Here is an 11,713-nt window from a genome sequence, read left to right as displayed (position 1 = left end):
ATCATGTCAGAGCCCTTCCTCACCTCCGGCGATCTGCTCATCCGCTTCCAGGCGCTGGACGGCTTCCTCCTGCAGCACCAGGACCTGTGGCGCCCCAGGCCGTTTCATCACCTGCAACTGCCCTGGGAGAGCCAGCTCCCCGAGCTCGCCAACTGGTTGCGCGGCCGCTCGCTGGAGCAGGCAGAGGCCGCCGACAATGCCCCCTATCAGCTCGCAGCACCCGCGCCTTTCGCCGAGCTGGCGCGCCAGGCGCGCGAGCTGAGCGCCCTGGGCGAACTGCCGAACGCAGCCGGCACACAGCGCTCGCACGCGTTCGGCGTCGATGTCCCCGGGCGCAAGATGGCGCAGATCCAGGCCTTCGCCAGCCACCTGTCGTTCGACCAGCGCCCGCGCCACTGGCTCGACTGGTGCTCGGGCAAGGGCCATCTCGGTCGCTGGCTGACCCAGGACGAGCAACGACTGACGTGCCTGGAGTACGACCCGGCGCTGGTGCAGGCCGGTGACCTGCTCAGCCGCCGCCTGGGCGTGCAGGCGGCGCATCTGCATCAGGATGTGCTCCGCGACGACGTCGCCGAGCGACTCGATGCCGGACAGACGCCCGTCGCCCTGCATGCCTGCGGCGACCTCCACGTACGCCTGCTGCAACTGGCCAGGCAGAAAGGCTGTACACAGCTGGCGGTCGCGCCCTGCTGCTACAACCGCATTGCCGCCTCGCACTACCAGGCCCTGTCGCAGCTGGCGCAGGCATCGGCGCTGCGCCTGTCACGTGACGACCTCGGCCTGCCGCTCAGCGAAACCGTAACGGCGGGCGCCCGCGTACGTCGCCAGCGCAATCAGTCGATGGCCTGGCGCCTGGCCTTCGACCTACTGCAACGCCAGCTCAGGGACGTCGACGAGTACCTGCCGACCCCCTCGCTGCCCAGTGAGTGGTTCAGCAAGCCGTTCGCCAGCTTCTGCCAGGACCTGGCCGCACTGCGTGAGGTGCCCGCTCCCGGCGAGCAGGACTGGCAGGCGCTGGAGGCCCGCGGCTGGCAACGCCTGGCCGAGGTGCGCAACCTCGAACTGCTGCGCAACCTGTTCCGTCGCCCGCTGGAGCTCTGGCTGCTGCTCGATCGCGCCCTGTACCTGCAGGAGCAGGGCTATGACGTGAAGCTGGGCAGCTTCTGCGACTACCAGCTGACTCCACGCAACCTGCTGCTGGTCGCCGAGCACGCCTGAGTTGCACACAGAAGCTGTGGATAACTCTGTTGATGCTTTCTGGGCAAAAGCACCCAGCACCCGAGGGAATTGCCCTGCGGACATCTGGCTATTTTTCGACCACAAAAATAAGTTGCAGAAAAACAAAGACTTGCGAAAAACCGTGACGAAGCGCACAGCAGCGGTGCGTACTGCTCGGCGATGCCTTCTCTTTGTGCATAAAAGAACCGCTGCTGATAGCCAGGCCCGTAAACATGCGGCTTGAAGGTGGCTTTACTCGTGCCGATGAATGGATATAATGGCGCCCCCACTAAGCCGGTATAGCTCAGCTGGTAGAGCAACTGACTTGTAATCAGTAGGTCCCGGGTTCGACTCCTGGTGCCGGCACCATTTAGTATCAAAGGCCTGCTCTCATGCAGGCCTTTTTTGTTTTTACAGCGACCAGTCTTCTAGAACGGCTTCGGCTCCACATGCAGCTGGCGGGAGCGGCCGCAAGAGCACGAGGTAGATGTATGCGCATCCTGATCACCGGCGGTGCCGGCTTCATCGGTTCGGCCCTGATTCGCCACCTGATCCGGCAGACTGATCACGAGGTGCTCAACCTCGACAAGCTGACCTATGCCGGTAACCTGGAGTCGCTGGAGACAGTCGCCGACAGCCCGCGCTACCGTTTCGTGCAGGCGGACATCGCCGATAGTGAGCAGGTCGCCGCGACGCTGGCCGAGTTCCAGCCGGATGCCGTGATGCACCTGGCCGCGGAATCGCATGTCGACCGCTCCATCGACGGCCCGGCCGCATTCATCCAGACCAACATCGTCGGCACCTACAGCCTGCTGGAAAGTGTCCGCAGCTACTGGCTCGGGCTCGATGCCGAACGCCAGGCCGCCTTCCGCTTCCACCACATCTCCACCGACGAGGTGTACGGCGACCTGCACGGCGTCGACGACCTGTTCAGCGAGACCACGCCCTACGCACCCAGCTCCCCGTACTCGGCCAGCAAGGCGGCGTCCGACCACCTGGTGCGCGCCTGGCTGCGCACCTATGGCCTGCCGGTGCTGATCACCAACTGCTCGAACAACTACGGCCCGTACCACTTCCCCGAGAAGCTCATCCCGCTGATGATCCTCAACGCCCTGGCCGGCAAGCCACTGCCGGTCTACGGGAATGGCCAGCAGGTGCGCGACTGGCTCTATGTCGAAGACCACGCCCGCGCGCTGCTCAAGGTGGTCAGCGAGGGCCAGGTGGGCGAGACCTACAACATTGGCGGGCACAACGAGCAGAAGAATCTCGACGTGGTGCATGCCATCTGCGCGCTGCTGGAAGAACTGACGCCGCAGAAACCGGCCGGCATTGCCCGCTACGAGGAGCTGATCACCTACGTGCAAGATCGCCCCGGTCATGACCTGCGCTACGCCATCGACGCCAGCAAGATCGAGCGCGAGCTGGGTTGGGTACCAGAGGAAACCTTCGCCAGCGGCCTGCGCAAGACGGTGCAGTGGTACCTGGACAACCTCGACTGGTGCCGCCGCGTGCAGGATGGTAGCTATCAGGGCCAGCGGCTCGGCGCACTTTAAGGAGTCTCAATGAAAGGCATCATCCTCGCCGGCGGCTCCGGCACGCGTCTGCACCCCATTACCCTCGGCGTGTCCAAGCAGCTGCTGCCGATCTACGACAAGCCGATGATCTACTACCCGCTGTCGGTGCTGATGCTCGCCGGCATTCGCGAGATCCTGATCATCTCCACCCCCGAGGACCTGCCGAACTTCAGCAAGATGCTCGGCGACGGCAGCCAGTTCGGCATCACCTTGCAGTACGCCGAACAACCCTCGCCCGATGGCCTGGCTCAGGCCTTCCTGATCGGCGAGTCGTTCATCGGCAGTGACTCGGTGTGCCTGATCCTCGGCGACAACATCTTCCACGGCCAGCACTTCACCGAGATGCTGCTGCGTGCCGCCAGCCACGACAGCGGCGCCACCGTGTTCGGCTACTGGGTCAGCGACCCCGAGCGCTTCGGCGTGGTGGAGTTCGATGCCGCTGGCAACGCCCTGTCGATCGAGGAGAAACCGGCCAAGCCGAAGTCGAGCTTCGCCGTGACCGGCCTGTACTTCTATGACAACGACGTGGTGCGCATCGCCAAGGCCGTCAAACCCTCGGCACGTGGCGAACTGGAGATCACCGACGTCAACAACGCCTACCTGGCCCGTGGCGATCTGCGCGTGGAGCGTTTCGGCCGTGGCTTCGCCTGGCTCGACACCGGCACCCACGACAGCCTGATCGACGCCTCGCAGTACGTGCAGACGGTGGAAAAGCGCCAGGGTCTGAAAGTCGCCTGCCTCGAGGAGATCGCCTACCAGCAGGGCTGGATCGACCGGGACCAGCTGCTGAGGTGCGCCAAGGCGCTGGGCAAGACCGGCTACGGCCAATACCTGTACAAACTGGCGGAGGAATCGCAGTGAAGGTGATCGAGACCGCACTGCCGGAAGTGCTGATCCTGGAGCCCCAGGTGTTCGGTGACGAACGCGGCTTCTTCTTCGAGAGTTTCAATGCCAGGCGCTTCGCCGAGGCCACCGGCCTGCAGCGCGACTTCGTGCAGGACAATCACTCGCGCTCGGCGCGCGGTGTGCTGCGCGGCCTGCACTATCAACTGCAGCAGGCCCAGGGCAAGCTGGTGCGGGTCAGCGCCGGCGAGGTCTACGACGTGGCCGTGGACGTGCGCCGCAGCTCGGCGAACTTCGGCAAATGGGTCGGCGTACACCTGTCGGCCGAGAACAAGCGCCAGCTCTGGGTACCCGAGGGTTTCGCCCACGGTTTCCTGGTGCTGAGCGACTACGCCGAGTTCCTCTACAAGACCACTGACTACTACGCACCGGCCCACGAACGCTGCATCTACTGGGATGACGCGCAACTGGCCATCGACTGGCCGCTCGACGGCCTGACGCCACAGCTGTCGCTCAAGGACCAGCAGGGCGTGAGCCTGAGCGAGGCCGAGACCTTCGCATGAAGATTCTGCTCAGCGGCCACACCGGCCAGGTTGCCCAAGCCCTGCAGCACGCACTCGCCGATCACCAGCTGCTGAGTCTGGGACGCCAGGCATTCGACCTGGAACAACCCGCCAGCCTGCGCGAGACGATCCTGCGTGAACGCCCGCAACTGCTGATCAATGCCGCCGCCTACACGGCCGTGGATCTGGCCGAGCAGGAGCCCGAACGCGCCTTCGCCGTCAACGCCGAAGCCCCCGGCGCCATGGCCAAGGCCTGCGCAGAGCTGGGTATCCCGCTGATCCACTACTCTACCGATTACGTCTTCGATGGCAGCAAGAACGGCGCGTACCAGGAAGACGATGCCAGCAATCCGCTCGGCGTATACGGCGCAAGCAAGCTGGCCGGCGAGCAGGCCGTGGCCGCCAGCGGCTGCGAGCACCTGATCCTGCGCACCAGCTGGGTCTACTCGCGCCACGGGCGCAACTTCCTGCTGACCATGCAGCGCCTGCTGCAGGAGCGCGAGGAGTTGAAGGTGGTCGACGATCAGATCGGCGCCCCGACCTGGGCCGGCAGCATCGCGGCAGCCAGCGCCGAGCTGATCCAGGCCTGGCAGCAGGGCAATCGCCACTGGGGCACCTATCACCTGACCAACCAGGGCCAGACCAGCTGGTTCGGCTTCGCTCAGGCCATCGCCGAGCACCTGCGCGCCGCCGGCAAGCCCTGCGCCAGGCTGCTGCCGATCCCCAGCAGCGACTACCCGACCCCGGCCCGCCGCCCGCTCAACTCGTGCCTGGACGGCACGCGCCTGGCGCGCGACTGGAACCTGCGCCTGGCCGACTGGCGCCAGGCACTGCAACAGTGCCTGGGTGAAACGCCCTAGACCTTCTGCGCAAGGCCACCCAGCACAGGCCCAGTCACCCCTGCCCTAGGCGGTGAAGCGCTGAATCTGCTGCTGCAGACCACTGGCCAGTTGCGCGAGATCGCGGCTGGCCAGTGAGCTCTGCTCGGCACCGTTGACCACCTCGCCGATGCTGTCGTTGAGCCCGTTGATGTTCTGGCTGATCTCGCTGGCCACCGCCGTCTGCTCCTCGGTGGCGGCCGATATCTGCACGTTGCCGTCGGCAATGCCCTCGATGGCGAGCGCGATGTGATTGAGCACCTCGTCGGCCTCCTTGGCGTGGCTGACGCTGTTCTGCGCCTGCTCGCGCGACTGCTGCATGGCGCTGACCGCACTGCGTGCGCCGCTCTGCAAGCCCTCGATCATGCTGCGGATCGACTCGGTGGCCTTCTGGGTATTGCTGGCCAGTGCCCGCACCTCGTCGGCCACCACGGCGAAGCCACGCCCGGCCTCGCCCGCACGCGCCGCTTCGATGGCGGCGTTGAGCGCCAACAGGTTGGTCTGCTCGGCAATGCTCTGGATCACGCCCAGCACCTTGCTGATCTCGTCACTCTGGCTGTGCAGGCTGTCGATCACCTTGCCGGCCTCGTCCACCGACGAGGACAGGCCGCGAATGGCGTTCAGGTTGGCCTGTACCAGATCGCGCCCCTGGCGCGCCTCGCGGTTGGCACCCGCCGCTGCGCCAGCCATGCTCTGGGCATTCTGCGCCACCTCCTGCACCGCCACGCTCATCTCGTGCACCGCCGTGGCCACCATGTTGGTCTGGTCGCCCTGGCTGGTCGCGGCCTGGCTGGCCTGGGCACTGATCGCGCTCATTTCCTCGGCAGCCGCAGCCAGCTGGGTGGCGGTCTCGGTCAGGTGGCGGATCAACGCCTGCTGATGTTCGAGCAGGGTATTGAAGGCCCGCGCCGTGTCGGCGACCTCGTCGCGACCATCGGCGTTGGCCCGCAGGGTCAGGTTGGCGTTCTCCTGCACCTCGCTGATCACACCGCGCAGGGCCGACAGTGGACGGATGATCGACAGGCCGATCACCAGGGCCACCAGCAGCACCAGCAGCAGCGCGACCACACCGATGCCGATGAAGGTATTGCGCATCGACTGGTACAGCTCACCGGTACGAATCCCGAGCTTTTCCCCCTCGCTGAGCTGCAGGGCGATCAGTTGCTCCAGCTCGCTGCCGAGCGGATCGAAGGTGCCGTACAGCTCGCGGTTGAAGCTGCGCGGCTCGATCGCCCGCAGCTGGCCGCCATCAAGTTTGCCCATGTACTGGTCCACCAGTTGCTGCACCTGCTGCAGGTCGACGCGCACCCGTTCGACCCTGGCCTTTTCGTCCGCGGTCATGTTGGTCGCCAGGTAGGCCTTCCAGGCCTGGTCGCCGCGTTGGCGGGCCGAGGCCAGGGCCTCGCGCAGCTTGGCCTCGTCGAAGAGTTCGGCGCGGTATTTGTGCAGGGAGTCGACGATGGTCACCGCGTAGGCGTCGGCGAAGACCTTGAGCTGGCTGACCGGTTGCATCCGGTCCTTGAACAGTTCCTCGAAGCTCTGGTTCAGCCGGCTGGCGTTGTTCACCGCCATGCCGATCACCAACACCAGCACCACCAATGGCAGCAGCGCGAGGAACAACAAACGCATACGAACGGTGAGTCGTGACAGCATGGCTGTTCTCCTGCAGGACAACGCGCATGTATCGTCCCTGCGGAGCGCAACGGGTGGCCCATGGATCCCTGGCACCACCAGACAACAGGCATCCTCTCGGCAGCAGATGCACGCGACCCGACCTCGCCGGGCCACGAACACGCGCACTTACCGATGGCGCTACGTTACAGTATCGACCATATCCTGAATTCTGCACCGACCATCGCCCGCCCACCTTCAACAGTCATCTTCCATGCCCAGGCCTCCCCATCCCCGTCGTCTCCGCTGGCGCAGCCTGTTGCTGCTGGCCCTGCTGCTGGCGCCCCTGCTGTGGCCGGTGCACTTTCTCGCCGAACGCTACTACCGCGGCGTGCTCACCGAGCAGAACCGCCAGACGCTGGACCTGTACGTGGCCAACCTGCTCGGCACCCTGCGCCGCTACGAGGTGCTGCCGCAGATCCTCGGTGACCTGCCGGGGCTGCGCGCCGCCCTCTATGCACCGCAGGACCCGGCCGCGCTGGACGACGCCAACCGCCTGCTGGCGCGCATCCGCAAGCAGACCGGGGCCGACGTGATCTACCTGATGAATCCGCGCGGCATCACCCTGGCAGCCTCCAACTGGGACCAGTCCGACAGCTTCGTCGCGGGCAACTTCGCCTTCCGCCCCTATTTTCGCGAGGCACTGGCCGGGCGCCTGGGGCGTTTCTTCGGCCTGGGCACCACCTCCGGCAAGCGCGGCTACTACTTCGCCTACCCGGTACGCGATGGCGAGCGCAACATCGGCGCACTGGTGGTCAAGGTCGACCTGGACCACACCGAAACGCTGTGGGGCAACACCCCGGAGCAGCTGATGGTGACCGACATCAATGGCGTGGTGATCCTCACCTCGCGCCCGGACTGGCGCTTTCACGCCAGCCGCCCGCTGGACCGCGCCGAGCAACTGGCGATCGCCGCCAACCAGCCCTACCCCACGCAGGCGCCGCCGGTGCTGGACCTCGACCCGGGCGCCTGGCTGACGCAGAGCCGTGCCCTCGAGGAGACCGGCTGGACAGTGAGCATCCTCGCCCCGCACATCCTGCTCGACCGCCCGGTGCGTACTGCCGTGGCCGTCGGCGCCGCCGCCCTGCTGGCCCTGTTGCTGCTGCTCGGCCTGATGATGCAGCGCCGTCGCCACTACCTCGAACGCATCGCCTTCGACACCCAGACCAAGGCGGACCTGGAGCAACGGGTGACCGAACGCACCCAGGACCTGGAACTGCTCAACAGCCGCCTCAAGCAGGAAGTGCTGGAGCGCGAGCACGCCCAGCAGGAGCTGGTACGCGCCCAGGACGAACTGGTGCAGGCCGGCAAGCTGTCCGCGCTCGGCACCATGAGCGCCAGCATCAGCCACGAACTCAATCAGCCGCTGGGCGCCATCCGCAGCTATGCCGAGAACGCCAGCACCCTGCTCGACCACCAGCGCAGTGACGACGCCCGCGCCAACCTCAGGCTGATCAGCGAACTGACCGAGCGCATGGCGTCGATCATCGCCCACCTGCGCGCCTTCGCCCGGCGCGACCGTCATGCGCCCGAGCGCGTCGCCCTGCAGCCCGCGCTGGACGATGCCTTATCGCTGCTGGCCAAGCGGCGCAGAAGCATGGATGTCGAGCTGATACGCGACCTGCCGGACGCCACGCTGTGGGTCCAGGCCGGCGAGACCCGGCTGCGCCAGGTGCTCGGCAACCTGCTGGGCAATGCCCTCGATGCCCTGGTCGACAAGGCGCCGCCACGGCGGATCTGGATCAGCGTCGAGCAGCAGGCCGATCATCTCGACCTGCTGCTGCGCGACAACGGCCCGGGGTTCTCCGCCGAATCCCTGGCGCGTGCCCGCGAACCCTTCTTCACCACCAAGACCAGCGCCCAGGGCCTGGGCCTCGGCCTGGCGATCTGCGAAAGCCTGGTACGCGCCCTGGACGGCGAGCTGCTGCTGGCCAATCATCCGGCTGGCGGCGCGCTGATCACCCTGCGCCTGCGCCTGGCCAGCCCAGGCGTCAACCTGCAACCTTCAGAGGACCCCTCGCCATGACCAGCGACAGCGCCATCGACAGCCGCATCCAGGTATTGCTGATCGACGACGACGCCCATCTGCGCCAGGCACTCAGCCAGACGCTGGATCTGGCCGGGTTCAAGGTCCTCAGCCTGGGCCATGCCCAGGGCCTGGCCGCGCGCATTCCGGCCGGCTGGCCAGGCGTGGTGGTCAGCGACATCCGCATGCCCGGCATCGATGGCCTGGAGCTGCTGCAGCAACTGCGTGAACGCGATGCCGAACTGCCGGTGCTGCTGATTACAGGCCACGGCGACGTGCCGCTGGCCGTGCAGGCGATGCGCGCGGGCGCCTATGACTTCCTGGAGAAGCCATTCGCCAACGATGACCTGCTCGACAGCGTGCGCCGGGCACTCGAGCTGCGCCGCCTGGTCCTGGACAACCGCAGCCTGCGCATGGCGCTAACCGACCGCCAGCAGCTGGCCAGCCGCCTGGTTGGCCAGTCGGCGGCCATGCACCGCCTGCGTGAACAGATCGGCGCCCTCGCCGGCATCGCCACCGATGTGCTGATCCTCGGCGAGACGGGTGCCGGCAAGGAGGTGGTGGCGCGCGCCCTGCACGACCTGTCCAACCGCCGCAACGGCCCCTTCGTCGCCATCAACGCGGGGGCGCTGGCCGAATCGGTGGTCGAAAGCGAGCTGTTCGGCCATGAGGCCGGGGCCTTCACCGGGGCGCAGAAACGCCGTATCGGCAAGTTCGAGTTCGCCAACGGCGGCACCCTGTTCCTCGACGAGATCGAGAGCATGAGCCTGGACGTGCAGGTCAAGTTGCTGCGCCTGCTGCAGGAACGCGTGGTCGAACGCCTCGGCGGCAACCAGCTGATCCCGCTGGATATCCGCGTCATCGCCGCGACCAAGGAAGACCTGCGCCAGGCCGCCGATGCCGGGCGTTTCCGGGCCGACCTCTACTACCGCCTGAATGTCGCACCGCTGTCCATTCCGCCACTGCGCGAGCGCGGCGAAGATGCCCTGCTGCTGTTCCAGCACTTCGCCGATGGCGCCGCCGCACGCCACGCCCTGGCCTCGCGCGAGCTGCAGCCCGGGCAGCGCGCGCTGCTGCTGAGGCATCCATGGCCGGGCAACGTGCGCGAACTGCAGAATGCCGCCGAACGCTTCGCCCTCGGCCTGGAGCTGGCGCTGGACAGCAACGCGCCGAACCTGCCACCGGTCAACGGCGGCCTCAGCGAACAGGTGGAAGCCTTCGAGCGTGCCTTGATCGCCGCCGAGCTGAGCCGCCCGCACGGTTCGCTGCGCAGCCTGGCCGAAGCCCTGGGCGTGCCGCGCAAGACCCTGCACGACAAACTGCGCAAGCACGGCCTGAATTTCTCCGGCGCTGGCGGAAGCTCGCCAGAGGATTTCGACTGACTGGCGGCAAACCGCCAGATTCGTCCGTCCCGACAGCGCCGCAAGCGCCTCGAAAGCCCCCGACCACGCTTGGCCAGAGGCCATCGAGGCCGCTAGCGATGGGCTTCTGCGCGCTTGTCATGCGCCTGCCACAGAGGCCTGGCACAAGGGTTGCTCTAGACTTGCCCCAAGCGAACCCACAAGTACAAGTCCAGGCCTCGCTGACGCCACCGGCGTTTTTCTCCAAGCCGCCTAGACTTGCTCTTGTCCGTTCGTCAGCAGCGCCCCGGCGCCAATGCGATAAACACAACAAGAGGAAGCATCCGCATGTTCAAACTGACTGCCAAGGCGCTGGCTTGCGCCCTGTCCCTGTCCATCGCTGGCGTCGTTCACGCCGCCGACCCGATCGTCATCAAGTTCTCCCACGTCGTTGCCGAGCACACCCCGAAGGGCCAGGGTGCCATGCTGTTCAAGCAACTGGCTGAAGAGCGCCTGGGCGACAAGGTCAAGGTCGAGGTCTACCCGAACTCCTCGCTGTTCGGCGACGGCAAGGAAATGGAAGCGCTGCTGCTCGGTGACGTGCAGATCATTGCCCCGTCCCTGGCCAAGTTCGAGCATTACACCAAGCAACTGCAGGTATTCGACCTGCCGTTCCTGTTCGACGACATGGCTGCGGTCGATCGCTTCCAGAAAGGTCCGGAAGGCCAGAAGCTGCTGACCTCCATGACCGACAAGGGCATCACCGGCCTGGCCTACTGGCACAACGGTCTCAAGCAGCTGTCGGCCAACAAGCCGCTGCGCGAGCCGAAGGACGCCCGTGGTCTGAAGTTCCGCGTACAGGCTTCCGCCGTACTGGAAGAGCAGTTCAAGGCCGTGCGCGCCAACCCGCGCAAGATGAGCTTCGCCGAGGTCTACCAGGGCCTGCAGACTGGCGTGGTCAACGGTGCCGAGAACCCCTACTCGAACATCTACAGCCAGAAGATGCACGAAGTACAGAAGTACATCACCGAGTCCAACCATGGCCTGCTGGACTACATGCTGATCACCAACACCAAGTTCTGGGACGGTCTGCCGGCTGACGTACGCGAAGAGCTGGACAAGATCATCGCCGAGGTCACCGTCGAGGTGAACAAGCAGGCTGACGCCCTCAACCAGGGTGACAAGCAGCGCATCCTGGACGCCGGCACCACCGAGATCCTGACCCTGACGCCCGAGCAACGTGGCCAATGGCGCGACGCCATGCAGCCGGTGTGGAAGAAGTTCGAAGGCGAAATCGGTGCCGACCTGATCAAGGCCGCCCAAGCCGCCAACCAGCAGTAAGGCCGGAGAGCCGTAGGGTGGGCAGTATCGCCAGATACTGACCCACCTCGGCGTCCTGTACGCCGACATGCTGCACATGGTGGGTCGGCCACGACCGCCCCACCCTACGCCCTTTCCATTCGGGAGACCCGACCATGAACGCCTTGCGGCGCGCCTGGGAGCACTTCGAGGAAGGCTTCATCGCCTTTCTTCTCGCTGCCATGACCCTGATCACCTTCGTCTACGTGATCCTCAACAACTTCTACACCCTGTTCTACTG

9 protein-coding genes, 1 tRNA gene and 1 pseudogene are annotated in these 11,713 nt (G+C 65.9%); 10 read left to right on the top strand and 1 reads right to left on the bottom strand.

Annotated features, from left to right (window positions below):
* Positions 1–3 precede the first annotated feature (3 nt).
* From EPK82_RS09000 to rfbD, 6 genes are all read left to right on the top strand, one after another.
* The gene (locus EPK82_RS09000; RefSeq protein WP_134676363.1) at positions 4–1,218 is read left to right on the top strand and encodes a methyltransferase; all 1,215 of its coding nucleotides are present in this window, start codon (positions 4–6) and stop codon (positions 1,216–1,218) included.
* Between the two features lie 293 nt (positions 1,219–1,511).
* Positions 1,512–1,587, top strand: a tRNA-Thr gene (locus tag EPK82_RS08995).
* 122 nt (positions 1,588–1,709) lie between these two features.
* A complete protein-coding gene (gene rfbB / locus EPK82_RS08990; protein WP_134676362.1) occupies positions 1,710–2,771 on the top strand; it encodes a dTDP-glucose 4,6-dehydratase in 1,062 nt (353 codons plus the stop codon).
* 9 nt (positions 2,772–2,780) lie between these two features.
* Entirely contained in the window at positions 2,781–3,653 is an 873-nt protein-coding gene (gene rfbA, locus EPK82_RS08985) for a glucose-1-phosphate thymidylyltransferase RfbA (RefSeq protein WP_134676361.1), read from the top strand.
* On the top strand, positions 3,650–4,198 hold the full coding sequence (rfbC, locus tag EPK82_RS08980) for a dTDP-4-dehydrorhamnose 3,5-epimerase (RefSeq protein WP_037055341.1): 549 nt from the start codon (positions 3,650–3,652) through the stop codon (positions 4,196–4,198). Before rfbA ends, rfbC begins: the two co-directional genes overlap by 4 nt.
* On the top strand, positions 4,195–5,058 hold the full coding sequence (rfbD, locus tag EPK82_RS08975; RefSeq protein ID WP_037055342.1) for a dTDP-4-dehydrorhamnose reductase: 864 nt from the start codon (positions 4,195–4,197) through the stop codon (positions 5,056–5,058). Before rfbC ends, rfbD begins: the two co-directional genes overlap by 4 nt.
* Positions 5,059–5,103: 45 nt before the next feature.
* Here the strand turns inward: rfbD and EPK82_RS08970 are convergent, their stop codons facing one another.
* Positions 5,104–6,729, bottom strand: coding sequence for a methyl-accepting chemotaxis protein (locus EPK82_RS08970; RefSeq protein WP_134676360.1), 1,626 nt, complete (start codon positions 6,727–6,729; stop codon positions 5,104–5,106).
* A 232-nt stretch (positions 6,730–6,961) separates the two neighbouring features.
* Here EPK82_RS08970 and EPK82_RS08965 point away from each other — a divergent pair, with 232 nt between their 5' ends.
* From EPK82_RS08965 to EPK82_RS08950, 4 genes and pseudogenes are all read left to right on the top strand, one after another.
* Positions 6,962–8,773: a sensor histidine kinase gene (locus EPK82_RS08965; RefSeq protein WP_134676359.1), complete on the top strand. Its 1,812-nt coding sequence runs from the start codon at positions 6,962–6,964 to the stop codon at positions 8,771–8,773.
* Positions 8,770–10,155, top strand: a complete 1,386-nt coding sequence (locus tag EPK82_RS08960; RefSeq protein WP_037055349.1) for a sigma-54-dependent transcriptional regulator — start codon at positions 8,770–8,772, stop codon at positions 10,153–10,155. Before EPK82_RS08965 ends, EPK82_RS08960 begins: the two co-directional genes overlap by 4 nt.
* A 306-nt stretch (positions 10,156–10,461) precedes the next feature.
* Positions 10,462–11,454: a C4-dicarboxylate TRAP substrate-binding protein DctP gene (gene dctP, locus EPK82_RS08955; protein WP_037055351.1), complete on the top strand. Its 993-nt coding sequence runs from the start codon at positions 10,462–10,464 to the stop codon at positions 11,452–11,454.
* A 134-nt stretch (positions 11,455–11,588) separates the two neighbouring features.
* A pseudogene (locus tag EPK82_RS08950) lies at positions 11,589–11,713 on the top strand (C4-dicarboxylate ABC transporter); the annotation flags it as partial.

Origin of the sequence: Ectopseudomonas khazarica, assembly GCF_004521985.1 — a bacterium.
GTDB classification, from domain to species: Bacteria; Pseudomonadota; Gammaproteobacteria; order Pseudomonadales; family Pseudomonadaceae; genus Aquipseudomonas; species Aquipseudomonas khazarica.
This window is presented reverse-complemented; position numbering and strand designations above follow the sequence as displayed.